Raw genomic sequence first — 24,428 nt, 5'->3', positions numbered from 1 at the left:
TCGCGAAAAAAATAGTTATCTAACGGATGCCCCCCTTTCGCCCTATCAATCCCCGGACAGCTTGCACCGCCGGACTTGAATCCTCCGCTCGCCACGCGGCATGAATTTCATAGTGGGCCTGAGTCTGCAGCGGTTTGAACACCACATTGTCGAAACAGGCGTTGCGCGAGTCCTGGGGCACGATTGCCACGCCCATCCCGGCGCTGACCAGTGACAGGATCGCGTGGGTCTGGTCCATGAACTGCACGTAACGCGGCTGCACATTGGCCTGCTCGAAGAGGCTCAGCAGCAGACCCTGAAAGTAGCGGCCGATCTTGCTGTACATGATGAACGGCACATCATCGAGCTGTTTCAACAGCACCAACTGACGCCGCTGCGCCAGCGGATGGGTGCGGGAAACCGCCAGGGCCAGATCACCGCGCTCGATGCAGGCCGACTCGATGCCGGGTTCGGACAGGCCGGGCCGAATGATGCCGAGATCGATGCGCCCCAGGCGTAAGGCGTCGATCTGCTCGGTGCTGTTCATTTCCATGAAGTGCACCGCGATGTTCGGCAATTCCTGCTGGGCCTGTTCTGCCAGTCGCGGAATGCAGCTGTAGGTTGCCGAGCCGATGAACCCCACTGTGACGGACCCACTGAGTACGTTGGCGGCGCGGCGGGCGACCTGCACCGCCCGCTCGCTGTGCTCGAGGATCTGCCGGGCCTCGACGAGAAAGGCGAGGCCCGCCGGCGTCAGCGTCACCGACCTTGAACTGCGCTCGAACAGCACCACGTCCAATTGTTGCTCCAGGGTCTGTATCTGCCGGCTCAGGGGCGACTGGGTCATGTGCAGCCGTTGGGCGGCGCGGCCGAAGTGCAGTTCGGTGGCCACGGCGACGAAGCAGCGCAGTTGGGTGAAGCCGATCATTGAGCTGATTCCTGCATCGTTGGAAGCCAAAATCGGGCTTGGACTTGACTGGATGCGCTTCATATTCTGTGTTCAGACCAGACATGGCAAGCGCCGGCCGGCGCACTACAACAACAATCGGAGTCGCCCTCGTGTCCCATATCACCCGCGTGGAAATTTTCGATTTCACCTACGACGTCCATAATCTGGCCGCGGCAGGCGAACACACCCACAACCACGTCGCCTACAAGAAAGGCGCGAAGATGACCCTGGCCAAATACGCCGTGGTCATCGAAACCAACGATGGCGCCCGTGGCGAATACGTCACCATGTGGGGCGGCACGCGTCCGGCATTGGCGCAGTCGCTGATGCTCGCCCCCGACCTGCTCGGCCGCAACCCGGACGACCGTGAAGCACTTTATGACGAGTTCAAGCGCAAGCTGCACCACTTCGACCACATGGGCCACGGCCCCATCGATATTGCGCTGTGGGACCTGACCGGCAAACAATTGGGTGCGTCCATTCAGACCTTGCTGGGCAGCTACCGCAGCCGCCTGAAGGCCTACGCCAGCACCTTCCACGGCGACCGCAACGGCGGCCTGGACAGCCCTGAGGCCTATGGTGAGTTCGCCCTGCGTTGCCAGGGCATGGGCTACACCGGCTACAAGATCCACGGCTGGTTCGACGGCAACCCACGGGAGGAAGCGGCGGCGATCCTGGCCACCCGCAAGGCGGTTGGCGCCGAGATGGCGTTGATGTACGACGGCGCCTGCGACCTGAAGACCTTCGCCGATGCGCTGTACGTCGGCAAGGCCTGCGACGAGGCCGATTACTTCTGGTACGAAGACCCGTACCGCGATGCCGGCCTGTCGGCCTTTTCCCACAAGAAGCTGCGCGAGATGCTCAAGACGCCGCTGCTGATCACCGAACACATCCGCGGGCTGGAGCCCAAAGCCGACTTCCTGATCGCCGGGGGCACTGACTTCCTGCGGGTCGACCCGGAATACGACATGGGCATCACCGGCGCGATCAAGACTGCACGGCTCGCCGAGGCGTTTGGTCTGGACGTGGAAGTGCATGCGGTCGGCCCGGCCCATCGGCATGTGATGGGTGCGATTCGCAACTCCAACTTCTATGAAGTCGCCCTGGTGGGCCCGGATTGCGCCAACAATATTCCCCAGGTGTACGCTTGCGGTTACTCCGATCAGATCGATTGCGTCGACGCCCAGGGGACGGTTCCTGTGCCCACTGGCCCGGGCCTTGGTGTCACCTATGACTGGGACTACATCAAGCGTCACACCACAGCCCACCACGTGTTCGATCTCAAGAATCGTTAAGGAGAAAGGACATGCTCAACACTGCAAAAGGCGTGTACATCGTTGCGCAAACGCCCTTCGACGAGCTGGGCCAGGTCGACCTGCACAGCATCGACACCCTGGTGGATTTCTACCGGCAACACGGCGCCAACGGCTTCACCGTGCTCGGCGTCAGCGGCGAGGCTGGCAAGCTCAGCGCGCAAGAAACGCGGCAGGTGGCCCAGCGTTACATCCAGCAAGCCGGCGATCTGCCGGTGGTGATCGGCGTGAGCCACCCCAGCCTGGCCCAGCTCGGTGACTTTGCTGCCCAGGCGATGGACATGGGCGCGGCCGGGGTGATGATCGCGCCGCCCGCCGGGCTGCAGACGGACGAGGATCTGCTGGGCTATTTCGATGCAGTCTTTCGTCGACTCGAGGGCATGCCCACGGTGCTACAGGATTTTCCGTTCGCCTCGAAGGTTGCAATGTCAGTGCCGCTGATCCATCAGTTGATCGAGCGTCATGACGAGATTCAGCTGATCAAGGAAGAGGACCTGCCGTGCCTGAACAAGATCTCCCGCCTGCGTGAAGGCAACGGCCGCCGCGTCGCCATCATGACCGGCAACAACGCCCTGTACCTGCCATTGGAGCTGCACCGTGGGGCAGATGGCCCGATGGCGGGGTTCTCCTACCCGGAAATGCTCGCTCAGGTATACGCCTTGCACCAGGCAGGCCGGTTTGATCAGGCCGACGACCTGTTCGATGTCTATCTGCCGTTGCTGCGTTACGAGGCCATGGGCTTTTGGGGTGTCTGTGCGCGCAAGGAAGTGATGCGTCGACGCGGCGCGATTCGCCACGCGACGATGCGCACGCCGGGCCCTCGGCTGTCGTCCGCCGACCTGAGCGAGATCGACCGGCTGGTGACGCGACTGGCGCATCGTCTGGCTCGCTGAGGTTTTGCCTTCTCCTACAAGAACAATGCTCGGAGGCACTGAATGAAAGCGCACACCATCGGCCTGGAAATGGCCAGCAGACCTACGCGTACCCGTTACACCACCTTGGCCATGCTGGTCATTGCCAGCGCAGTGGCCTTGGCTGATCGGGCCAACCTGTCGATTTCAGGCTCGGCGATGTCAGCCGAGCTGGGTATCAGCCCGGTGCAGCTGGGGTTTCTGTTCTCGGCTTTTTCGTGGGCCTACGTCCTCGCTCAATTGCCGGCGGGTTGGATGCTCGACCGTTTCGGTGCCATCCGGGTGTACGGCGTGGCATTGTTCGGCTGGTCGGCCCTGACCCTGGCCCAAGGCTTTGTCGGCTTTGGCCCGGCGGGGTGGATGGTGATCATCCTGTTTGCCTTGCGATTTTTCATGGGGTTGGTGGAAGCCCCTCTGTCGCCGGGCAACAGCAGCATCACCGCCAAGTGGTTTCCGGTGGCCGAGCGGGGCACCGCCACCTCGATCTACAACTCGGCCCAGTATGTGGCGGTGCTGGTATTCGTGCCGTTCATGGGGCTGCTGGTGGGGCATGTCAGTTGGGAGTCGGTGTTCTGGGCGATGGGGGTGGTCGGGATCGTCCTGGCGCTGCTCTGGGCCCGGACCATGCATTTGCCCGAGCAGCATCCGGGAATCAATCAACTCGAACTGAGCTACCTGCACGCGGGCGGTGCCAATGTCGTGGCGGATGGGCCGGGTGCCCACCGGCCAAAGGTGCGTCTGGCGGACCTGAAGCTGTTCCTGGGCAGTCGGCAGATGCTGGGGATCTATGTCGGTCAATACTGCCTGGCGTCCATGCAGTATTTCTTCCTGACGTGGTTTCCGATCTATCTGGTCAAGGGGCGCGGCATGAACATTGTCGACGTGGGCTTTGTCGCCACGCTGCCGGCCATCGCCGGCTTCGTCGGCGGGATTCTCGGCGGGGTGATTTCCGATGCGTTGACTCGCCGCGGTCACAGCCTGTCGATAGCGCGCAAAGTGCCGTTCGTGACCGGCATGCTACTGTCCGCCAGTGTGCTGTTCTGCAACTACGTGGACTCCACCGGCGCAGCGGTGGCAATCGTCACCCTGGCCTTGTTCGGCAAAGGCCTGGGGGCGGTCAACTTCGCGCTGATCGCCGACACGGCACCCCGCCATCTGGTGGGTTTCGCCGGTGGGTTGTTCAACCTCTTCGGCAGTATCTCCGGCATCGTCACCCCCATCGTCATCGGCTATGCGTTGCAGGCGACGGGGTCGTTCACCCATGCGTTATGGTTTGTCGCGCTGCATGGCGTTGTCGCAGCGTTTTCCTACCTGTTCGTGGTGGGCAGGATCGAACCGATCACGCTCCGATGAGCGGATGGGCCGATGGGGGGATTCTGCTAGCAGGCGGCCTAGGGCTTGATCAACCGGTAATATATGACTGGAAATCGTTCTTTGTGTCGAATAATCGGAACTATATTGCTGGAAGCCCTGGGTTGAGCCATACTAACCAGTACCAAAGTTCCGATTGGGCGCGCAGAGCATGCCAGCACATCTCACCATTCAAACTTACGTCGCCGGGCACTGGCGCGATGCGATGACCTTGCGGGTGGCGGATGTGCAACAAATCGAAGAGGGCCGTTGCAGCGTCGGTTACCACCCCGGTTACCTCCTCGAATTCATCGACAGGCTGGAGACGCCATTCGAGCCTGCGATCAGCGTGAATTTGCCACTTGGCTGGGATCAACCCGATACCAAGGGCTTTCCGCCTTTCGTTTTCGACATCATACCCTCGGGCGCGGCTCGCCGGTCATTGCTCAAGCGTTTCGGTGGTGAAAGACCGGAGGGCATGGATCTGGACTTTTTTCTGCTGGGTCGCTGCACGCCTTCGGCCATCGGCCACTTGCGGGTGAAGGAATCTGTCGAGCATATCGACCTGACGCGCCGCGAGTCATTCGCACGTCACGAGGTGATCGACAGAACCAATGATTTCCTTGAGTACGCCTATGAGGCGGGTGCTGCGCTGGGTGGTGCAACCGGCGCTCAGGGAGAGGCTCCCAAGCTGGTAATGGTCGAGGGTAGAGACGCCAGTCTTTATGCCGATGCCATGCTGTCCGACGAACAGGTCCGCCGTCACTGGTTGGTCAAGTTCGCTCGTAACCGGGTCACCGAGCGTGACAAGAACATCTTGCGGGCCGAATACCTTTACTACAAGGCGGTTGCTCGACTCGGTTTGAACACAGTGCCGGTTGACGGGCTGGTGTTGGAGGAAGCGGATAAACCGAGCCTGTGGATGCCGCGTTTTGATCGCCGAGTCACCGACGGCAAGGTCGAAAGAATTCCAGTCGAGTCGATCTATTCCGTGTGTGGAAACGTTGAGCCTGGGTCGAGAATGAGCCACGAGGCTGTGCTTGGCCGCTTGATTGATCTGTGGTGTTCCAATGGACAACAAGCGGAGGTCGAGGCGTTGATATTCGAATATCTGCGACGCGACCTGTTGAATCGCATTCTCGGCAACTCGGACAACCATGGGCGCAACATGGCTATCTTCAGGCACCAGAATGCCTTTGCACTAGCACCGATCTATGATCTGGCGCCAATGGTGCTGGACCCGGAAGGTGTCACTCGCGTCACCAAGTGGGGGGCGGAACATAAGGGTAATCCTGATTGGCAGAAGGTCTGTGGGGCATTTGCTGACTGGGTGGCGCCCGACGTGCTCTTCGAGCGCCTGCGTGCAGCCGGCCAGATGTTTCGAGCCTTGCCGGATCTGTTGGTCGAGCTCCCGGACGAAGTGCGACGTGCTCAGTCGATTCCACTGAACAACCTGGACAGGCACCTGACGCAATGGGGACTTCGATGAACGAGAACAACGGCGAGAACCGCCAGGCGCTGATCGACGACATCATGACCCAGCATTTTAACGGTCAGCAGACCCTCGGGACCGCCGTTCGCCGCTTGCGGCTGGAGGTCACCGGTCTGGATCAGGACACCTTCGCCGCCATGTGCAAGCTGTCCACCAAGGCGCTGTACCAGATCGAAAAGGACAAGGGCAACCCGACCCTCAGCACACTGGATGCGATCCTGAGGAAGTTCGGCCTGCAGATGGGGCTGGCCCGGGCGCCCAAGACCCTTTACGGGGCCGCGAGGGTGCCGCAGCCCGCGACGGCCAACAGCGCCGCGCGGGGGACCAATCCCAAGCGCAAGAAGGCGGGAGAGGGGCGTGAAGCGTCGGCCTGAGGGCCGTCCTGCCCACGCCCGTGCGTTCGGCCAGTGCAAGGCCACCTTGCGCTTGCGCAACGAGCCGACGATGACCACGTCAGCAGCAGGCTGCGTCGGTACAAGCGATCCACCTGGAGTTAAAAGGTCATCAGAGGGCTATCTGATCGGCCACTGGATTCATGGCGTGGTATGCCACATCTCGATCCACAAAGCGCCTTTGCCTGAAGGCGCCGAACCCACTCGCTTGAGCGCGCCCCGCTTGCCGATCCCGTAGCTGCCCACCTGCGTGCTTTTCTCGCCCGTGACCAGCAACCAGCGCCCATTGGGGGAAAAGGCAACATTGCGCGGTTGTTGCTCCTGCACGGGATAGTTGCCCAGATAGGTCGGCTTGCCGGTCCGGTGATCGACGCTGAAGGCCGAGACCGTGCTGCTGGTGCGTTCAGTCATGTACAGCAGCTTGCCATTGGGCGACAGGCGCAGGTCGGCGGCCCAGATGCGCTGTGTCGGGTCGTTCTCGAGGTTGTTATTGCTGGCCTCCCGGACCTCGCCATGGGCCAGGCCCAGGCTGTCTGGAATACCTGATGCTGAGCCCACTTCACTGAGGGTGCCGCTTTTGCCATCGATGCGGTAAGCGGTCACCGTGCCACTCATTTCCCCGACCACGTAGAGGAAGTGCCCGTCTGCCGAAAAGGCAATGTGGCGCGGCCCGGTGTTGGCCGGCGTGCTGATGAAGCCGCTGCCGATCGGTTTCAACTGGCCAGTCTTGGCGTCGAAGGTGTATTGCAGCACATGATCGGCCCCCAGGTTGCCGGCGTAGGCGAAGCGGTTGGACGGGTCGGTGCGCACCGAGTGGGCATGGGGTCCGGTCTTGACCGTCTGGATGCTCGCGCCCGGCTGGTGATCGGCGCTGATCGGCTGGCTGCTGATCAGGTCGCCGCCATAGGAGGCGCCCAACAGCCAGTGGCCGCTGCGGTCGGTGGACAGGTACGCCAGGCTGTCGGCCAGCGGCGCCTGACTGTTGTCGGTGAGATGGCCGGAGGCCGGGTCGATGTGATAGCTCTTGACCGTGAACGGCTTGGTCCGCAGGGCGGCAAACAGCGCTTTGCCGTCGGGGCTCAACGCCATCGGGTTGACCTGCGCGCCAGCGTGGATCTGCTCAACCAGCGCCAGAGCACCGCTGGCGTCGTTGAGCCGGTACTGAGAAATCAGCCCGTCATCGGGACTGGAGATGTAGGCAAAGGTCTGGGCCTGCACGTGCAAGGTACTGAGGGCGGCGAGGAGGGTGACGGCAAGCAGCGTGGGGGTGCGCATGGGGCGGATACTCTTTTTCTTATAGTGGTAGGACATCCTATGAGCTGAGGGTGGGGTTTGCAAGGTGGGACGAGTTAGCCAATCCCGTGCAGGTTTTACTTTGATTTGCGGGCGGTATTACGTTAACGTAAAGGTAAAGCTAGGTTTCCCCTCCAGGCAGCTTTCTCGACGGCGTCCCTGCAAAAAGAACGGAGAATCCTCATGAGTCATCTCCCAGGCCTGAACTTCTTTCTCGGCGAAGAAATCGACATGCTGCGCGATGCCGTAGCCCGGTTCGCGGCCAGGGAAGTTGCACCCCGTGCAGCCGAAGCGGACCGCACCGACCAGTTCCCCATGGACCTTTGGCGCAAGTTCGGAGACATGGGCCTGCTGGGCCTGACGGTGGACGAAGCGTACGGTGGTTCGGGCATGGGCTACTTGGCGCACATGATCGCCATGGAAGAAATATCTCGCGCGGCCGGTGGCATTGGCCTGTCCTACGGCGCCCATTCCAATCTCTGTGTCAACCAGATCAACCGCAACGCCAGCGAGGCGCAGAAGCGTCGGTTCCTGCCGCGCCTGATCAGCGGCGAGCACATCGGCGCGCTGGCGATGAGCGAGCCCAATGCGGGCTCGGACGTGCTGTCCATGAAGCTGCGCGCGGACAAGCAGGGCGATCGCTACGTGCTCAATGGCACCAAGATGTGGATCACCAACGGTCCGGATTGCGACGTGCTGGTGGTTTACGCCAAGACCGACCTTGCCGCCGGCACGCCAGGGATCACCGCGTTCATCCTGGAAAAGGGCACGGCGGGTTTTTCGGTCGCGCAGAAACTCGACAAGCTCGGCATGCGCGGTTCGCACACCGGCGAACTGGTGTTCCAGGACGTGGAAATCCCGGAGGAAAACATCCTCGGCGGCCTGGGCCAAGGGGTGAAAGTCCTGATGAGCGGCCTGGACTACGAACGGGCAGTACTCTCGGGAGGCCCGCTGGGCTTGATGCAGGCGGCCATGGACGTGGTGATCCCTTACATCCATGACCGTCGGCAGTTCGGCCAGAGCATCGGCGAGTTTCAACTGATCCAGGGCAAGCTCGCCGACATGTACAGCACCCAGCAGGCGTGCCGGGCCTACGTCTATGCGGTGGGCAGACACCTCGACGCCCAAGGCCCGGACCCCGTGCGCCAGGTGCGCAAGGACTGCGCCGGGGTCATCCTCTATGCCGCTGAAAAAGCCACCTGGCTGGCGGGCGAGGCGATTCAGATTCTGGGCGGCAATGGCTACATCAACGAGTTTCCCGTAGGCCGTCTCTGGCGTGACGCCAAGCTCTACGAAATCGGCGCGGGGACCAGCGAAATTCGCCGCATGTTGATCGGGCGCGAGCTGTTCAACGAAACCCGTTGATGGGCATTGCCGGGCAAAAAAAGAGGCCACCATGACCACCCTCATCTCCCACATCAATACCCGCTCCGCCGAGTACCTGGCCAACCGCGAAGCGCTGCTCGCCGAGGTCCGGGCCTTGCGTGCCGTGCTTGCCCAGGTGCACGAGGGCGGCGGGCGTCAGGCTCAGCAGCGGCACACCGGGCGCGGCAAGCTGTTGCCCCGCGAGCGCATCGATCAACTGCTCGACCCCGGCTCGCCCTTTCTCGAAATCGCTCAGCTGGCCGCCCACGAGGTGTACGGCGAAGACGTGCCGGCGGCGGGCTTGATTGCCGGCATCGGCCGCATCGAAGGCATCGAGTGCATGATCATCGCCAATGACGCGACGGTGAAGGGCGGCAGCTACTATCCGCTGACGGTCAAGAAGCACCTGCGTGCCCAGGCTATCGCCCAGGACAATCGCTTGCCTTGCCTGTACCTGGTGGATTCCGGCGGGGCCAACCTGCCGCGCCAGGACGAGGTGTTTCCCGACCGCGAGCATTTCGGCCGGATCTTTTTCAACCAGGCCAACCTGAGTGCCCAGGGCATCCCGCAGATCGCCGTGGTGATGGGCTCCTGTACTGCCGGCGGAGCCTATGTACCGGCCATGAGCGACGAGACCATCATGGTGCGCAATCAGGCGACGATCTTTCTCGCCGGACCGCCGCTGGTGAAGGCTGCCACCGGCGAGGTGGTCAGCGCCGAAGACCTGGGCGGTGCCGACGTGCATTGCCGCACATCCGGCGTGGCCGACCATTACGCCGAGGACGATGCCCATGCGCTGGCGCTGGCGCGGCGCTGTGTGGCTCACCTTAACTGGCGCAAGCTCGGCCAGTTGCAGACCCGCCTCCCCGTCGCCCCCCGCTACGCGGCCGATGAACTGTACGGGGTGGTCCCCGCCGAGGTGAAGCAACCCTATGATGTGCGCGAAGTCATCGCCCGGATCGTCGATGATTCCGCACTGGATGAATTCAAGGCGCTGTTCGGGACCACCCTGGTCTGCGGCTTTGCCCACCTGCATGGCTACCCGATCGCCATCCTCGCCAACAACGGCATCCTCTTCGCCGAGGCCGCACAAAAAGGCGCGCACTTCATCGAGCTGGCCTGCCAGCGCGGTATTCCCTTGCTGTTTTTGCAGAACATCACCGGCTTCATGGTCGGGCAGAAATACGAGGCCGGGGGCATCGCCAAGCACGGCGCCAAACTGGTCACGGCCGTGGCCTGCGCGCGGGTGCCGAAGTTCACGGTGATCATCGGCGGCAGCTTCGGTGCCGGCAATTACGGCATGTGTGGTCGTGCCTACGACCCGCGGTTTCTGTGGATGTGGCCTAACGCGCGGATTGGCGTCATGGGGGCCCAGCAGGCCGCCGGGGTACTGGTTCAGGTCAAGCAGGAACAGGCCCGGCGCGCCGGGCAGCCATTCTCCGACGAGGATGAGCAGGCGCTCAGACAGCCGATCGTCGAGCAATACGAGCACCAGGCCCACCCGTATTACGCCAGTGCCCGACTATGGGACGACGGTGTGATCGACCCGGCGCAAACCCGGGACATCCTCGCACTGGCACTGTCGGCCAGCCTCAACGCGCCGATCGAGGCCACCCGGTTCGGGGTGTTTCGCATGTGACCCTGATCGAGCACCGACCCGTTCACTGATAGAGCATCCCGCCATGAACCTTGAAGTCATCAGCACTGTACTGGTCGCCAACCGTGGCGAAATCGCCTGCCGGATAATGCGCACTGCCAAGGCCCTCGGCCTGACCACCGTCGCCGTGCACAGCGACATCGACCGCAACGCGCGGCATGTGCGTGAAGCAGACATCGCCGTCAACCTGGGCGGCGCCAAAGCCAGTGACAGTTACTTGCTGGGCGACAGGATCATCGCTGCCGCCCAGAGCAGCGGTGCTCAGGCGATCCACCCCGGCTACGGTTTTCTCTCGGAAAACGCCGATTTCGCCCGCCAGGTGGAGCAGGCCGGGTTGGTCTTCCTCGGCCCGCCGGCCACGGCGATGGAGGCCATGGCGAGCAAGTCCGCTGCCAAGACCTTGATGGCCAAGGCCCGGGTGCCGTTGGTGCCGGGCTACCACGGCGAAGACCAGCGCCTGGAAACCTTCCGTGCCGCCTGCATGCAGCTGGGCTACCCGGTGCTGCTCAAGGCCACGGCGGGAGGCGGTGGCAAAGGCATGAAAGTGGTCGAAAGCGCGGACGAGCTGGCCGAGGCACTGGCCTCGGCCCAGCGCGAAGCACAATCCTCGTTCGGCGATGGGCGCCTGCTTGCGGAAAAGTACTTGGCAACGCCTCGCCATGTAGAGATTCAAGTCTTCGCCGACCGGCACGGCCACTGCCTGTACCTGAACGAGCGCGATTGCTCGATCCAGCGCCGCCACCAGAAGGTGGTAGAGGAAGCCCCTGCGCCGGGCCTTTCAGCCGAGCTGCGGCGGGCCATGGGCGAGGCTGCCGTGCAGGCGGCTCTGGCCATCGGATACGTCGGCGCCGGCACCGTGGAGTTTTTACTGGATGAACGCGGCGGGTTCTTTTTCATGGAGATGAACACCCGCCTGCAGGTCGAGCATCCGGTAACGGAGGCCATTACCGGCCTGGACCTGGTTGCCTGGCAGATTCGCATCGCCCGTGGCGACCCGCTGCCGATCACTCAGCAACACGTGCCGCTCAACGGCCATGCCATCGAGGTGCGGCTTTACGCCGAAGATCCCGAGGGTGGTTTTCTTCCGGCCAGTGGCCGGCTGCTGGTGTACCGCGAGCCGTGTGCCGGGCCGGGGCGTCGGGTCGACAGCGGGGTGGCGCAGGGCGACGAGGTGTCGCCATTCTACGACCCCATGCTGGCCAAGCTGATCGCCTGGGGCGAGAGCCGCGAAGAGGCTCGCCAGCGCCTGTTGGCCATGCTCGGTGAAACCATCGTCGGCGGCTGCAAGACCAATCTGGCGTTTCTTCAGCGGGTCCTCGCGCACCCGGCCTTTGCCCAGGCCGAGCTGGACACTGGCTTCATCGAACGCCACAAGGCGCAGTTGCTGCCGCCTGCCGAAGTGCTGCCCGAGGCATTCTGGCAGCGCGCCGCAGCGGGATTGCTGGCCACGGATGCCGATCGCCAGCGGGTCGACGACCCCCGTTCACCCTGGACCCGGCGCGATAGCTGGCGCTGCGGCCTGCCCGGCGTTGCCAGGATGACCTTGGTCAGTGCAGGCCAGCGGCAGGTGGTCCGGTTCGACGCGACGACCGTCGTTGCCGAGACCTCTGTATTCAGGGCGGCCGACACGTTGTACGTACGCTGGGGGGTTGACTGGCATGCGGTCTGCCGCTTCGATCCGATGGCCAATGCCGACGCATTACCGTTGGCCGCAGGCGGGCTCTCGGCGCCCATGAACGGCTGCATCGTCCGGGTACTGATCGAAGTCGGTCAGGCGGTCGAAGCGGGCGCCGCGCTGGTGGTACTGGAAGCGATGAAAATGGAGCACAGCGTGCGTGCGTCCGAGGCAGGCACCGTGTCGGCGATCCATTGCGCCGAAGGTGATCGGGTCGACGAGGGCAGCGTGCTGCTGGCCATGGAGGTGCGGCCATGACGCTCCCTGCACACGTGCGCATTGTCGAGGTCGGTCCTCGGGACGGTCTGCAGAATGAAAGTCGTCCATTGGAGGTGGCGCAGAAAGTCCGTTTCATTGACGCCTTGTCTGCCACCGGGCTGAGCCATATCGAGGCCGGCAGTTTCGTCTCGCCCAAATGGGTGCCGCAAATGGCCGCCAGCGCCCAGGTGTTTGCCGCTATCCACCGCCAGCCAGGGGTGACCTATGCCGCGCTGACCCCCAACCTGCAGGGCCTGGACGCTGCCCTGAACGCCGGGGTGAAGGAGGTGGCCGTGTTCGCGGCGGCCACGCAGGCGTTTTCCCGGCGTAACCTCAACTGCTCGATCGAGGAAAGCCTGCGCCGCTTTGTGCCGCTCATGGAGGCCGCCCGAGAGGCCGGTATCCGGGTTCGCGGTTATGTCTCCTGCGTGCTGGGTTGTCCCTATGAGGGCCGTGTCGAACCCGAGCAGGTCAGGGCGGTGGTCCGTGAACTGTACGCCATGGGCTGCTACGAGATTTCCCTGGGGGACACGATCGGCGTCGGCACTGCGGGTGCTACCCGCCGGCTGTTTGAAAGCGTGGCGCAGGACGTGCCCCGTGATCACCTGGCGGGGCATTTCCACGATACTTACGGGCAGGCGCTGGCAAACATCTACGCCAGCTTGCAGGAGGGCATCCGTGTGTTCGACAGCTCGGTCGCCGGGCTGGGCGGATGCCCCTATGCCCCGGGCGCCAGTGGCAACGTGGCGACCGAGGACGTGTTGTATCTCATGCAGGGGCTGGGCATCGACACCGGCGTCGATCTGGGCAAGATCGCCATGGTCGGGGATCTGATCTGTCAGCAGCTGGAGCGGCGCAACGGTTCGAAGGTCGCAGCGGCCCTGGCGGCCGGCCTTCGTGGGCCAGGCGGCGCTTCTGCACGTCGCGCCAGTCGGGGTTGGCGCCCCACCTAGGTGGGCAGATGGAGAAACCGGCCAACCTGGAGCCTCAGCCTGGCGCCCGCCGCAAGGTGATCCGTGTCAGTTCCGAAGGCACCCCCAGGCGCACGGCGAAACCGGGCCACAGCGCGGTGCCGTTATTGACGTAGAGCTGCATGCCCTCGACGTCATACAGCCCCGAGACGAAGCCTTCATTGGCCTTGGCGATGATCGGTGCCAGTGGCAGAATCATGCCGCCGTGGGTGTGCCCCGACAACTGCAACGCCACGCCTTGGCGGGCCGCGAGCCGGGCATTGCGGGGTTGGTGATCGAGGAGGATGACCGGTGCCTGCTCCGGTGCGCCGGACAGTGCCTGCTTCAGGTCCGGCCCGGGCAAGCCGGCACGGGGCGCGCTCAGGTCGGTGACCCCGGCAAGGGTCAATTGGGCGCCGTCACGGGCAATCGTGGCGTGGCTGTTGTTCAGGCGCTGCATGCCCATGGAAACGAAATGCTGCATCCACAGCTCGTTGTCGAAGAAATACTCGTGATTGCCTGGAATCACGTAGACCCCATCCGGCGCATGCAGGTCGCGCAGCGGTTCCACGTCCCGGGTGCGGGCACTGAGCGAGCCGTCGATCAGGTCGCCGGTGACCACGATCAAGTCCACTCCCAGTGCGTTCGAGCGGTCCACCACAGCGCGCGCCCAGGCTGCGTCGAACAGCCGGGTGATGTGCATGTCGGTCAGTTGCAAGAGTCGGTAACCGTCGAACTGAGGCGGCAGGTTCTTGATTGCCACTTCGACGTCCTTGACCGGCGGCACTCGCACCGCCTGGTGCACGCCAATGGCCGCCAGCAGCAGCGCTGCCGTCCCGGCGCCATAGCGCAGTGTGGCCGGGATGGTCAGCCATTGCTGGCGCACCAGCATGGTCAACAAAGCGCCCAGATCCATCACCACCTGCAGCACCGCCAGCAGCAGGATCGCACCGAACGCCCAGTTGAAGAAAATCAGCAGCGCGCGGGGGAATTCCGGAGAAAACACGCTGCCGGACGAGAATCTGGCATACAGGTGGTATTGCGAAGCCAGCAGCAGCACCAGCGCGCTGGCCAGCCGGACGGGCAGGGGCCAGGGCATGGGCAGGATGAACCGGACGATCACATACAGGCAGGGGGTGCTGAACATCAGGTGAAACATCGGTCGCTCCTGTGGCTCTGAACGCGCGGTGCCAGAGAGGTTGAGAGCCTTGAAACGACGATATGTTCAGCGCTGATCAGCAGGGTTGTGCCGCCAGACAGTTGCTGACACTGCGCCCCAGCACCAACACCGTGACAAACCCGCAACCCACCAACGCGGTGGCCAGGTTCATCAGTACCGACGTCCCCATCTGGTCGACGATCTCCCCACCGAAGAACGAGCCCAGAGCAATGATCACCTGAAACAAGGCCACGAACAGGGGCATGCCGCGTTCGACATCCTTGGGCGCCACGATAAACATCCAGATGCTGGCGCAGGCCGGGAAGGCGCCGAAGGCAAAGCCCCAGAGGGCGATCAGCACGGCGGCGCCGGTCAGGCCGGTGGCGAAGTGGGGGAACAGGGCGGTGCTGATGCCGATCAGCACCGCCACCAGCAACAGGGTGTGGCGTACGCTGCGGTTGGCAGCAAAGCCGGCGAAAATGTTGCCGGCGACGCCGGCCGCACCATAGAGCAACAGCAATGAGCCAATGGTCGGCCCGTCGAAGTCGGCGCTGTGTTTGAAGAAGGGCGCTACATAAGTGTAGGCGGCAAAGTGCGCCAGACCGATCAACAGCACGGCGATCAAACCCACGCGTGCTTGCGGGTTGATGAACAAGGCCGGCAGGTCGCTGATGCGAATGGCCTTGTCCGGGTTGAGCCGAGGCAACAGGAAGACCTGCGCCAGTAACACCGGCACGCCCATCAGCGCGGTGGCCAGGAAGGTCATGCGCCAGCCCATCAGGCCACTGAGCCAGGTGCCGACGGGCACGCCCAGCACCGTGGCCAGGGTCACCCCGACCATGATGATCGAAGTGGCCTGGGCTACACCCACCCCCTTGGGCGCCAGGCGCCCGCTCAGGGCAATGGCTGTGGCCCAGAAGCCGCCGATGCTGACGCCCAGCAGCACGCGCCCGAGCAGTAGCAGGTTGAAGTCGCTGGCGAACGCCACCACCGAGTTGGCAATGATCATGATCAGCGTCAGGCCGATCAGCAGAAAACGTCGGTCCAGTGCGCCGATGCCCACCGACAGCAAGGGCGCCGCGAGGGCGCCCGTGATGCCCGGCAGGGTCACCATCAGCCCGGCGTGACCGGCACTGATGCCCAGGTCGCTGGCCACATCGTTGAGCACGCCCACCGGCAGAAACTCGCTGGTGACCAGGGCGAAGGCGCCCACGGCCACCGAGAGAATGGCCAGCCATTGCTGAGTGACGCTCTGTTGACTGTGCTCAGGTAGGCCTGGAGAGACCTGGCTTGGGTTTGGCATGGGTATCGGTTTCCAGAAGCAGAGTGTCGCCTGGAGGCAGGCGACGGGGAGCGGGGATAGAGTGAGGGTGATTATAGGCGTCGGTACTGGCTGCCCGACAGGCGGCCACTTTGATAGTTATCATCAGTGCCATCGATACGGACCCCTTGCAGAACTCGAAGATAGCGCAGGGGTGAGCATTTGTTGCTAGGCTTCAACCCGTCTTTGCACGCTCCCCGGGAGCCCTCTTCCGGGCACGGCGGAAAGCTCCAACTGCTGTGCTCGCGGGGCCTTGCGCCGGAAGCGGTAGGGTTCTGGCAGTGGGTGAGCCCGGCGGCGCTGAGCAACTGCACCCTGGCCCTCGAGCGAGAGCTGTGGCCCGTGTTTGTCGACCCCAGCCAGCTGGAGAACGCGCTGCTGAACCTGTGCCTGAATGCGCGCGACGCCATGCCGGAAGGCGGGCGCATGACCCTCGAGACCGTCAACCAATGGCTGGATGCCAAAGCCGCTCGCGCCCACGGTTTGCCTGAGGGCCAATACCTTTGCCTGTGCGTCGGCGATTCGGGCAGCGGGATGCCACCCGACGTCATGGCCCGCGCCTTCGAACCGTTCTTTACCACCAAACCCGTCGGCCAAGGCACCGGTCTGGGGTTGTCGATGATTTATGGTTTTGCCAAACAATCAGGCGGACAGGTCCCTATTCACTCCAAGGTCAACGAAGGCACCCAGGTACTGATCTACCTGGGTCAGCTCGACGCTGGCGACCGCGTCCTGAATGAGCTTCTGGGCGCGCTCTTCCAGCACATAGGCGCTCTCCAGTGGCGTCAGTTGGCGGCCTTCGTGCTTGAACAGCGGGCATCGCAGGGCGTTTTCCAGCGAATGAATCGCTCGGTGCACGAGATCGGTTAGGCTTGTGCCATCCTGAAAACAGCATCCATAGCGAGGAAAGCCAGCGTGCGCTGCAAGGTCAACCACGATTCGATGTTTGCGGTGGGCTACTTCACCTCGCTGTCGGTGCACGCGGGCTCGGTGCTGGACTTCCATGCCTCCTCGATCTGCCCAAGGCCCGAGATCAGCGTCGTGGCGCTTGATCGCCAGGCCCCGGCGGCAGGGTGCACGGTCACCCGACTGGGCGACCTGAGTGTCGGTGAATTTGGCAGGGGCTCCTGGCTGGACGTCGATGTCGAGCAGGCATCCGGGCCCTGGTCGCTGCACTTTGCCTTTGAGCTGCGCACCTGGGACGAGCGTTGCCTGGTGGCGGTCGGCCCTTGGCAGCTGGTGCTCGGGGTGGATGGCCAAGTGCGCAGTGTCTGGGCGGGTGTCGAAAGCCTCGGCCCGCCGCTGCCGTTGCGGCGCTGGATCGCCGCGAGCCTTACCTGCGATGGCGCCGGCCTGCTTGTCTCGCTGGCAGTCGCCGATGGCGAACGCTTTTCTTTCCCGGTTATCGGGGCAGCCATCGAGGGAGACCGCGTGGTGATCGGCACCAACCTCGACGCCTCGATCCCCAGCCTCAATGCCAAGATCGCCGAGGTCGTCTACTGCAATCCCGCCGGTCGCTCGGCCTGGCCCTTCGGGCTCAAGCCCAGCCTCGGCGTCGCCGATCAGGCCGGGCTTCGCGGTCAATTGCGGGTACACGGCGCACCGACTTTTTCGGTGACGGGCCCGGAGTGGGACGGCACGCTGCTCGACCCCCGTCTTGCGCCTGGCCACTATGCCTGCGTGCAGTTGCACGATGATGATCAGCCGCCCTTCGACTGGCCGGCCAGCCTGCGCATCGAGGTCGCCGAGCACGTCGTTCCGGGGGTCTATGGGTTGACCTTGCGCCACGGCGCCGAGGTCGAAACCTTTCCCTTTGTGGTCCGGGCTCGCAGGCCGACCGCGAGGATCGTCTTCCTGTTGCCGACCCTGACCTATCAGGCCTACGCCAACGAAGCGCTGCCCGAAGCCTTGTACCCGTGGCTGGCGGATGATCGCGGCCATCGGTTCGCCCAGGCCAACGGCTGGTCCAGCCTGTACGATCGCCATCGCGACGGGTCGGGCGTCAGCTGGACCAGTTGGCCCAAGCCCTGGACGACCCTGCGGCCGGATTACATCTACCCCTTGTGCGGTGGCCCCCATGGCTTTCCGTTGGACCTTCACGCGTTGCAATTCCTGGCCCGTCAGGGCGTCGAGGTGGACGTCATCACCGACCATGACCTGGACAAGGAGGGCGGCGCCGCGCTGGCCAGCGGCCAGGCATTGTTCACCGGCTCCCACCCCGAGTACTGGACGCGCGCGATGCACGCAGCGTTGCCAGGCTTTCTCGCGCGCGGGGGGTCGCTGGCCTACCTGGGCGGCAACGGTTTTTATTGGGCCGGTGCGCTGGGCGAGCAGGGCCTGGAAGTGCGGCGCGGGGTCAGCGGCACGCGGACGTGGGAGGATGCGCCAGGTGAAAGCCACCTGGCCTTGAACGGCGAACCCGGCGGCCTGTGGCGCTGGCGCGGCAAGCCGGAGCATCGGATCACCGGTATCGGCTCCACCGGCATGGGCTTCAGTCACGCGCTGCCTTACCGACGCCTGGTCGACAGCCATGCTGCCGACGTCGCCTGGCTATTTGCCGGCGTGGGCCCCGACACCTTCGACGCTCCCGGCCTGCTGCTGGGTGGCCCGGCCGGTTATGAAGTCGACCGGCTCAGCCGCAAGTGGGGCATCCCCGACGGCACCCGCCTGCTGGCTGAGGCCGGCCCGTTCGAAGGCGACTATGCCTGGCCAGACGGCGAGCTGTACGACGCCGCTGAAGACCACCGGATCGTCGCTCACATGACCCTGCGCTTTACACCGGCAGGCGGCATCGTCTTCGCCGTCGGCTCGGTGGCATGGCTGGGAGCGTTGCCTGTGGCGGGGGAGGAGAATGATGTAGGGCGGATCATGGGTAATCTGATCGATTTCATCCTGGCTGTTCAGTCATTGCACTGATGATGTCTGCGCATGCTCAACCCCGAAAGTCATGAATAGGTGGGACGATGGCAGGGCTGTCAATGATCGCCATCAGCCGCTCGATCAGCCGCTCGTTCGCACAGGGGGCATGGATTTTGTTTTACAAAGAAAAATGCAACTTCGGTCGCCTGCGTGCACTCCATCAATGGGTCACTGATTGAACCCCTTACTCGTTTGGAGAAACACCATGAGCAGTACATCGGACAAGATCAAAGGCCTGGCCAACGAAGCGATCGGCAATGTCAAGCAAGGTGTGGGCAAGGCGACCGGCAATGAAGAACTGCAAGTCAAAGGCGCCATCCAGGAGAAAAAGGGTGAAGCCCAGCAGGTAGTCGGCAAGGTGAAGGACGCCTTCACCAAGCCTTGATCGGCGAGTTTTACAGAACGGCTATCTTCGGATAGCCGTTTTTTTTTTCAGCGCCTGCTGCCTGGGAATGACAAGCGCGTCAAGCACCGCCCTCCGGCGCCTTGTTCTGCCCTTCGCTGATCAACACCATGCTCTGCGGTGCCGACAGCACCACGCCCATTTCGCGCAGGCGCCCCAGCACGGTGAACAACAGGTCGCTGCGTGCGCCGCCCACCGAGCGCGGGCTGTTGACGTAGCCACTGACGCTGATGATCAGGCCGGTGGTGGTCAGGTCCTTGAAGGTCACCGAGGGGGCAGGGGTGTCGAGTATCGCTTCATGCTCGGTGAACGCCTTGAGCAGCAGCTCGCGGATCAAGGTGACGTCGGTGTCCAGCGGCAGGGTCAGGGAAATGCCCACCACGCCCAGGGCGTTACCCATGGTCACGTTGCGCACGTTCTGGGTGATGAACTGCGAGTTGGGCACGATCACCGTCGAGCGGTCGCCCATCTGAATCTCGGTGGCGCGCACGTTGATCCGGCGAATGTCGCCTTCGACGCCGGCCAGGCTGACCCAGTCGCCGACCTTGACCGGGCGCTCGGTGAGCAGGATCAAGCCGGAGATGAAGTTCTGCACGATGGCTTGCAGACCGAAGCCGATGCCTACCGACAGCGCACTCACCACCCACGTCAGGTTGGTCAGGCTGATGTTCAGGGTGGACATGACGATGGCGGCGAGGACAACGAAGCCGACGTAGCCCACCAGGGTCACCAGGGAGGCGCGCATGCCGGCGTCCATGTTGGTTTCCGGCAGCAGCCGTTCGCCCAGCCATTCCTTGAGCACCCGCAGGCTGTACAGGCCGCCCGCCAGCAGTGCAAGGGCGAGCAGGATGTCCCCTGGAAGGATGTTGAGCTTGCCCAGCGGCTGGTCCGTCAGGCCCATCTGGGTCAGGCGTGCGAGCAACTCCCCGGGGCTGGAGCCGGAGGGCAGGAACGCCAGCAGAATCGCGCCGAGCAGCAACAGCGTGCGGCCGACGCCGGCCAGCAGGGTGCTGGCCTGGGCCTGATGACGCTCGGACAGGCCCAAGGCCGCGCCCAGGGCGGCGCCGCCCGGTTGTTTGGGCGAGAGCAGGGTTTCACAGACATCGCCCAGGCAGGCGATCAGCAGATACGCCGTGGCGGCCACCACGCTCATCCACAGCAGTTTCACCGCCAGGAAGTAGGCCAGGGTCAGGTAGCCGCACAGCAGCGCCAGCAGGCTGAGGCCGACCCAGGCTCCCACCACGAAGGGCAGCAGTCGGGCGATCCCGGCGGGTCGCTCCAGGCCGAGGCGGCGGCGAGTGCGTCGGTAGCGCCACAACGCGAACAGGTAAGTCAGGGCGATGGCCAGCGCGGTCAGGCCGTTGACCGCGACGGTGAGCGCCAGGCTGCTGGCGATCACGCTGTTGATGCGTTCCTGCGTGCCGATGACCAGCAGCGCCAGGGCCAGCACCGCCGGGAAGCGGCCCACCGCTGCGGCGATCTCGTCGGGCAGCGGCGTCAGGCGCCAGGACGGGTAGGCGACCATGCACAAGGCCCGGCCCAGGCCGACCACGAAGGCGCAGAACACCACCAGGGTTTGCAATTGGTCGAACAGATTGGCCGTGTTGTCGCTTAATTGCGCGTCGCCTACCACCGCCCCGCGCAACAAAGAGGCGGACACGCAGATGATGGCGATGGTCAACAGGCCGATGGCCAGCGCCAGCGCGCTGCGTCGCAGGCGTCCTTCCGGCAGCCAGCGGATCATGATCTTGATCAGCAGCCGTTCCAGCAGGCGTCGGCCCACCGCCCACAGCAGCACGGCGCCCACCACAATGGCGCCGAAGACCACGCGCTTGCCCGGTGCCAGCGCGGCGGACACGACAGCGTGCACGTCGTCGATCAGACCGCGAATATGCCCCACGTCATCGTCGGTCGGGCGGATCAGGTTGGACCAGAACACTGGGCTCAGCGGGCTCGCCGAGCGCGCGCTGATCTGCGAGTCGAACAGGCTGCGGCGCAGGCTGAAGATCTGCGTCGCCAGGTTGCGTGCCGACTGACTCAGCAGGTTGGTGTCGCTTTGGTCCTTGATCAGTGCGGTCTTGCGCGCGGTCAGGGTCTTGCGCTGACTGGCGAAATTGGGCGGTTCGTCGGGCAGCACCGGCCCGAGAATATTGAGCTGGTCGCCCAGGTGCTGAAGCTCCACGGCTTGCGCGGCCGACAGCGTGTCGGCCTGGTTCTGCACTTGGAGGGCGCTCTGGCGCAGGTTCGAGAGCAGGTCGTCGTTGGCGTTGACCGAGACCTTCTGGCGGACCAGGTCCAACTGATCGCTCAGCTCGTCCAGGGTCGGGCCTTGCGGCTCTGCCGCTTGCTCGGTGGTGGCGGGTGTCGGGGTCGCGGGGGCTGCTTGAGCCCAGGCGGGCACTGTGAAGCACAGGGCCAGCAATGCGAGCAGCCCGATGACGATCGGGCTGCGCAAATCATGCTGCATAGGAATTCTCTCTGGTTGACAGTACTGCGATGGCCAAGGATCTGCCGGCGCAGAGTGTGCCGCCTTCGACGCCAGACAGCAAATGGCGCAGGCGCCCGCGATAGCGGGCTGTGTCTCTGGGGTATGGCACGATCACACGGGGTGCAGTTGCAGCCCCTGGTCATCCACGCTGACACGATAACCGCTGTAGTCATTCAGGGTCGGGTGCTCGGTGTCCAGCGGATGGCTATGGGTGGCTGTGATCACCGCCACCTTGGCCCCGGCCGCCTGGGCGGCGGTGATGCCGGCCGGTGCGTCCTCGAACACCAGGCACTGGCGGATATCCACCCCCAGGCGCTCGGCGGCCAGCAGGAAGCAATCCGGCGCCGGCTTGCCGCGCGGCGCATCTTCAGCGGTGATCAGCAACGCGGGCGGCTCGATCCCCGCGGCCTTCAGCCTGATCAGGGCCAGCGGCCGCGGGGCAGAGGTGACGATGGCCCAGCGCTCGGGGGGCAGGCTGTGCAGAAAGCGCAGCACACCGTCGATGGCCGCCGTGCCTTCGGTGTCGCGCATTTCCTCTTCGAGCACCCACGCCGCTTCAGCTTGGAGGTCGATACCGGGCAGGTTCTGCCGGCGAATCGTCTCCACCCCCTGGACCCCATGGATGGTCGGCAGAAAGCGGGCGACGTCCAGCCCATGCTGCTGCGCCCAGCGCGTCCAGACCCGCTCGGCCGAGGCGATGGAGGTCAGCAGGGTGCCGTCCATGTCGAAGAGAAACGCGGCAAATCGCTGTTGTGAGTACATGCTGGCTCCTTTGAAGTGTGGAAGTTAGAGGCCTTGACGGGCAAAGAGTGCGTCACGGATGCTGAAGATTCACGCATTCTTGCCGCTGCTGCCGATAAGGGACACCCATTTTGGTCACTGGAATCCTCTGGACCGCTTTTTTCATCATCAATTTCAACGTGGCGATGATGATTCCGCTGCTGCCGTTCATTCAGCATGAGCTGGCCCTGTCTGCCGAGGCGTCCGGCTGGATATTGGCCGCCTTTCCAGTGGTGGCCTTGCTCAGCAACCTCGCCCTCGGCCCGCTGATCGATCGCTATGGCCGCAAGCGCTTCATCGTCATCGGCGCATCCGCTTGCTGTGTCACGCTGCTGGCCACCGCAGCGTCCCATAGCGCAGTGTTGATCGTGCTGTGCCGGGCGGCGACTGGGCTGTTCATGCCGATGATCGGCGCCTCGATCTTTGCCGCCGTGGCGGACTATGTGCCGGAGCTCGAACGCCCGAGGGCCGCCGGGCGTGTCACCACCGCCGCACCCATAGCCTTCCTGTGTTCGTTGTCGATGGGCGTCGTCCTCGGCGGGCTTGTGTCCTGGCAGGTCACGATCATTGGCCTGGCGGCGGTCTGCGCCGCGTTGGCCGGTCTGACCCTGACCTTGCCGGCAGCGCCGCCGGGCTCGTTGTCCCGTTCGCCCCTCAGCCTGGCGTTGTACCGGGAGCGGCTGACGTCGCTGGCGGCCAGCCCTGGCACCCGTCCGCTGATGGCCGCCTACTTTTGCTGGGCGATCGGTGTGTACCTGTTCCTGGGGCTCTATCCGAGCTGGCTGGTGCAGCACGGGCTGGCATCGTTCGGTGTGGACACTATCGGCTCGGTGATCTTCGTCGGCGAGGTCGGCGGGCTCTTCGGCGCGATGTTTTCCGCCAGGCTGGCCCGTCGGTTCAACAACCCGCTGCGCGTGTGCGCCTGCGCCTCACTGGCGATTGCCGTGGTGATCCAGGCAGTGCCATGGACGGCGGGCTACCCGATTGCCCAAGGCGCTGCCTACATGGCTTTTGCCTTCGGGCGCGACCTGATGCTGGCGTTGATCCTGGGTGACGCGATGCGCCTGGTGGAAGCCTCCCGCCGAGGGAGCTTGAATTCGTCACTCAACGCGGTGTACCAGACTGGCGGCACGCTGGGCGGTCTGTCGAGTGCCTGGCTCTACGGCCTGAACGCCGGCTATTTCGCCAATGTGCTGAGCGCCGCGTTGGCGTTTGTCGCCTCGGCATGGCTGCTGCGGGGCATCTCGCGGACCCGGCTTGTGGCGCAGCCGGTCGACTGACGCCCGGCCTTGGCCGCGCTGCGCCAGGTGTGGCGTGCTGGATGCCTGTGTCAGCGACTGCCGGGCATGGCGTCCGCCTCGGGCTGAGTCAGGTAGGCCTGGCGTGACGCTTCTATGCTGTGGCGATGGCGCTCGGCCCAGAGCCACACGCCGCAGAAGGCCTCGCCCAGGCTCATGCCGATCTCGGTCAGGCGGTATTCCACTTTCGGTGGCACCTGCGGGTAGACCGTGCGCAGGAGCAGGCCGTCGGCCTCCATCTGGCGCACGGTCTTGGTCAGCATCTTCTGACTGACACCGCCCACCTGCGCGGCCAGCTGGGTGAAGCGCAGGCAGCCGTGTTCAGCCAGGGTCTCGATGACCAGCATGGTCCATTTGTCGGCAATGCGGCTGATGATTTCCCGTACCAGTCGGTCCAGTTCGGGATCGGTCTGGCCACTGCCATGGGGCCATTGCGGGGGACGGGTGACAGCGTGCATCGAGTCGTTCATCAGCCA

Annotated in this window: 19 protein-coding genes and 2 pseudogenes; 13 read left to right on the top strand and 8 right to left on the bottom strand. The window is 64.1% G+C overall.

The genetic code is table 11. From position 1 onward, the window contains the following. Nucleotides 1-19: 19 nt before the first annotated feature. Nucleotides 20-907, bottom strand: a complete 888-nt coding sequence (locus tag HB675_RS14610; protein ID WP_213879033.1) for a LysR family transcriptional regulator — start codon at nucleotides 905-907, stop codon at nucleotides 20-22. Nucleotides 908-1,038: 131 nt separating this feature from the next. Here HB675_RS14610 and HB675_RS14605 point away from each other — a divergent pair, with 131 nt between their 5' ends. The 5 genes from HB675_RS14605 (at nucleotide 1,039) to HB675_RS14585 (ending at nucleotide 6,368) form a co-directional block, all read left to right on the top strand. After that, nucleotides 1,039-2,223, top strand: a complete 1,185-nt coding sequence (locus HB675_RS14605) for an enolase C-terminal domain-like protein (protein ID WP_213879032.1) — start codon at nucleotides 1,039-1,041, stop codon at nucleotides 2,221-2,223. An 11-nt stretch (nucleotides 2,224-2,234) separates the two neighbouring features. Next, nucleotides 2,235-3,134, top strand: coding sequence for a dihydrodipicolinate synthase family protein (locus HB675_RS14600; protein WP_213879031.1), 900 nt, complete (start codon nucleotides 2,235-2,237; stop codon nucleotides 3,132-3,134). 42 nt (nucleotides 3,135-3,176) lie between these two features. After that, nucleotides 3,177-4,505 (top strand): MFS transporter, encoded by a 1,329-nt coding sequence (locus HB675_RS14595; protein ID WP_256737546.1) that lies wholly within the window; start codon nucleotides 3,177-3,179, stop codon nucleotides 4,503-4,505. A 169-nt stretch (nucleotides 4,506-4,674) separates the two neighbouring features. Further along, nucleotides 4,675-5,991 (top strand): HipA domain-containing protein, encoded by a 1,317-nt coding sequence (locus HB675_RS14590; RefSeq protein WP_213879030.1) that lies wholly within the window; start codon nucleotides 4,675-4,677, stop codon nucleotides 5,989-5,991. Continuing rightward, nucleotides 5,988-6,368 carry a helix-turn-helix transcriptional regulator gene (locus HB675_RS14585; protein ID WP_256737545.1) on the top strand — a complete coding sequence of 127 codons (381 nt, stop codon included), beginning with the start codon at nucleotides 5,988-5,990 and terminating at the stop codon, nucleotides 6,366-6,368. The genes HB675_RS14590 and HB675_RS14585 overlap by 4 nt, the downstream gene beginning before the upstream one ends. Before the next feature lie 159 nt (nucleotides 6,369-6,527). On the opposite strand, the gene HB675_RS14580 is transcribed toward HB675_RS14585, so the two are convergent. Continuing rightward, on the bottom strand, nucleotides 6,528-7,661 hold the full coding sequence (locus HB675_RS14580; RefSeq protein WP_213879028.1) for a lactonase family protein: 1,134 nt from the start codon (nucleotides 7,659-7,661) through the stop codon (nucleotides 6,528-6,530). A gap of 201 nt (nucleotides 7,662-7,862) precedes the next feature. Here HB675_RS14580 and HB675_RS14575 point away from each other — a divergent pair, with 201 nt between their 5' ends. Genes HB675_RS14575 through HB675_RS14560 form a run of 4 tightly spaced genes read left to right on the top strand, consistent with a single transcriptional unit; the run spans nucleotide 7,863 to nucleotide 13,587 of the window. Next, complete coding sequence (locus HB675_RS14575) at nucleotides 7,863-9,044, top strand: isovaleryl-CoA dehydrogenase (protein ID WP_213879027.1); 1,182 nt, start codon at nucleotides 7,863-7,865, stop codon at nucleotides 9,042-9,044. 31 nt (nucleotides 9,045-9,075) lie between these two features. Beyond that, entirely contained in the window at nucleotides 9,076-10,683 is a 1,608-nt protein-coding gene (locus HB675_RS14570) for a carboxyl transferase domain-containing protein (protein ID WP_213879026.1), read from the top strand. 43 nt (nucleotides 10,684-10,726) lie between these two features. Then, the gene (locus HB675_RS14565; protein WP_213879025.1) at nucleotides 10,727-12,634 is read left to right on the top strand and encodes an acetyl/propionyl/methylcrotonyl-CoA carboxylase subunit alpha; all 1,908 of its coding nucleotides are present in this window, start codon (nucleotides 10,727-10,729) and stop codon (nucleotides 12,632-12,634) included. After that, nucleotides 12,631-13,587, top strand: coding sequence for a hydroxymethylglutaryl-CoA lyase (locus HB675_RS14560; protein WP_213879024.1), 957 nt, complete (start codon nucleotides 12,631-12,633; stop codon nucleotides 13,585-13,587). Before HB675_RS14565 ends, HB675_RS14560 begins: the two co-directional genes overlap by 4 nt. Nucleotides 13,588-13,621: 34 nt before the next feature. Here HB675_RS14560 and HB675_RS14555 read toward each other — a convergent pair whose 3' ends face one another. After that, a complete protein-coding gene (locus tag HB675_RS14555; RefSeq protein WP_213879023.1) occupies nucleotides 13,622-14,743 on the bottom strand; it encodes a metallophosphoesterase in 1,122 nt (373 codons plus the stop codon). A gap of 76 nt (nucleotides 14,744-14,819) precedes the next feature. Continuing rightward, complete coding sequence (locus HB675_RS14550) at nucleotides 14,820-16,046, bottom strand: MFS transporter (RefSeq protein ID WP_213879022.1); 1,227 nt, start codon at nucleotides 16,044-16,046, stop codon at nucleotides 14,820-14,822. A gap of 351 nt (nucleotides 16,047-16,397) precedes the next feature. Here HB675_RS14550 and HB675_RS25895 point away from each other — a divergent pair. After that, a pseudogene (locus HB675_RS25895) lies at nucleotides 16,398-16,769 on the top strand (ATP-binding protein); the annotation flags it as partial. Here HB675_RS25895 and HB675_RS25890 read toward each other — a convergent pair. Further along, nucleotides 16,767-16,963 (bottom strand): annotated as a pseudogene (locus HB675_RS25890) (hypothetical protein); the annotation flags it as partial. The pseudogenes HB675_RS25895 and HB675_RS25890 sit on opposite strands and share 3 nt — an antisense overlap. 16 nt (nucleotides 16,964-16,979) lie before the next feature. Here HB675_RS25890 and HB675_RS14540 point away from each other — a divergent pair. Both HB675_RS14540 and HB675_RS14535 read left to right on the top strand, forming a co-directional pair. Beyond that, the gene (locus HB675_RS14540) at nucleotides 16,980-18,980 is read left to right on the top strand and encodes a N,N-dimethylformamidase beta subunit family domain-containing protein (protein WP_213879020.1); all 2,001 of its coding nucleotides are present in this window, start codon (nucleotides 16,980-16,982) and stop codon (nucleotides 18,978-18,980) included. A gap of 208 nt (nucleotides 18,981-19,188) precedes the next feature. Continuing rightward, entirely contained in the window at nucleotides 19,189-19,368 is a 180-nt protein-coding gene (locus HB675_RS14535; protein WP_213879019.1) for a CsbD family protein, read from the top strand. Nucleotides 19,369-19,447: 79 nt separating this feature from the next. Here HB675_RS14535 and HB675_RS14530 read toward each other — a convergent pair whose 3' ends face one another. Both HB675_RS14530 and HB675_RS14525 read right to left on the bottom strand, forming a co-directional pair. Further along, nucleotides 19,448-21,853 (bottom strand): DUF3772 domain-containing protein, encoded by a 2,406-nt coding sequence (locus tag HB675_RS14530; RefSeq protein WP_213879018.1) that lies wholly within the window; start codon nucleotides 21,851-21,853, stop codon nucleotides 19,448-19,450. 132 nt (nucleotides 21,854-21,985) lie between these two features. Continuing rightward, nucleotides 21,986-22,636 carry an HAD-IA family hydrolase gene (locus HB675_RS14525; RefSeq protein ID WP_213879017.1) on the bottom strand — a complete coding sequence of 217 codons (651 nt, stop codon included), beginning with the start codon at nucleotides 22,634-22,636 and terminating at the stop codon, nucleotides 21,986-21,988. Between the two features lie 110 nt (nucleotides 22,637-22,746). On the opposite strand from HB675_RS14525, the gene HB675_RS14520 reads away from it, so the two are divergent. Then, on the top strand, nucleotides 22,747-23,934 hold the full coding sequence (locus HB675_RS14520; RefSeq protein ID WP_213879016.1) for an MFS transporter: 1,188 nt from the start codon (nucleotides 22,747-22,749) through the stop codon (nucleotides 23,932-23,934). 50 nt (nucleotides 23,935-23,984) lie between these two features. On the opposite strand, the gene HB675_RS14515 is transcribed toward HB675_RS14520, so the two are convergent. After that, nucleotides 23,985-24,422 (bottom strand): helix-turn-helix domain-containing protein, encoded by a 438-nt coding sequence (locus tag HB675_RS14515; protein WP_213879015.1) that lies wholly within the window; start codon nucleotides 24,420-24,422, stop codon nucleotides 23,985-23,987. Nucleotides 24,423-24,428 lie beyond the last annotated feature (6 nt).

This window comes from Pseudomonas sp. dw_358, assembly GCF_018449655.1.
In the GTDB taxonomy this organism is placed as follows: Bacteria; Pseudomonadota; Gammaproteobacteria; order Pseudomonadales; family Pseudomonadaceae; genus Aquipseudomonas.
This window is presented reverse-complemented; position numbering and strand designations above follow the sequence as displayed.

Coding starts and splice junctions, on each gene's coding strand:
- HB675_RS14565 (WP_213879025.1), top strand. CDS start 10,727: ATGAACCTTGAAGTCATCAGCACTGTACTGGTCGCCAACCGTGGCGAA.
- HB675_RS14610 (WP_213879033.1), bottom strand. CDS start 907: ATGATCGGCTTCACCCAACTGCGCTGCTTCGTCGCCGTGGCCACCGAA.
- HB675_RS14595 (WP_256737546.1), top strand. CDS start 3,177: ATGAAAGCGCACACCATCGGCCTGGAAATGGCCAGCAGACCTACGCGT.
- HB675_RS14560 (WP_213879024.1), top strand. CDS start 12,631: ATGACGCTCCCTGCACACGTGCGCATTGTCGAGGTCGGTCCTCGGGAC.
- HB675_RS14550 (WP_213879022.1), bottom strand. CDS start 16,046: ATGCCAAACCCAAGCCAGGTCTCTCCAGGCCTACCTGAGCACAGTCAA.
- HB675_RS14590 (WP_213879030.1), top strand. CDS start 4,675: ATGCCAGCACATCTCACCATTCAAACTTACGTCGCCGGGCACTGGCGC.
- HB675_RS14525 (WP_213879017.1), bottom strand. CDS start 22,636: ATGTACTCACAACAGCGATTTGCCGCGTTTCTCTTCGACATGGACGGC.
- HB675_RS14585 (WP_256737545.1), top strand. CDS start 5,988: ATGAACGAGAACAACGGCGAGAACCGCCAGGCGCTGATCGACGACATC.
- HB675_RS14530 (WP_213879018.1), bottom strand. CDS start 21,853: ATGCAGCATGATTTGCGCAGCCCGATCGTCATCGGGCTGCTCGCATTG.
- HB675_RS14555 (WP_213879023.1), bottom strand. CDS start 14,743: ATGTTTCACCTGATGTTCAGCACCCCCTGCCTGTATGTGATCGTCCGG.
- HB675_RS14535 (WP_213879019.1), top strand. CDS start 19,189: ATGAGCAGTACATCGGACAAGATCAAAGGCCTGGCCAACGAAGCGATC.
- HB675_RS14515 (WP_213879015.1), bottom strand. CDS start 24,422: ATGAACGACTCGATGCACGCTGTCACCCGTCCCCCGCAATGGCCCCAT.
- HB675_RS14600 (WP_213879031.1), top strand. CDS start 2,235: ATGCTCAACACTGCAAAAGGCGTGTACATCGTTGCGCAAACGCCCTTC.
- HB675_RS14570 (WP_213879026.1), top strand. CDS start 9,076: ATGACCACCCTCATCTCCCACATCAATACCCGCTCCGCCGAGTACCTG.
- HB675_RS14575 (WP_213879027.1), top strand. CDS start 7,863: ATGAGTCATCTCCCAGGCCTGAACTTCTTTCTCGGCGAAGAAATCGAC.
- HB675_RS14580 (WP_213879028.1), bottom strand. CDS start 7,661: ATGCGCACCCCCACGCTGCTTGCCGTCACCCTCCTCGCCGCCCTCAGT.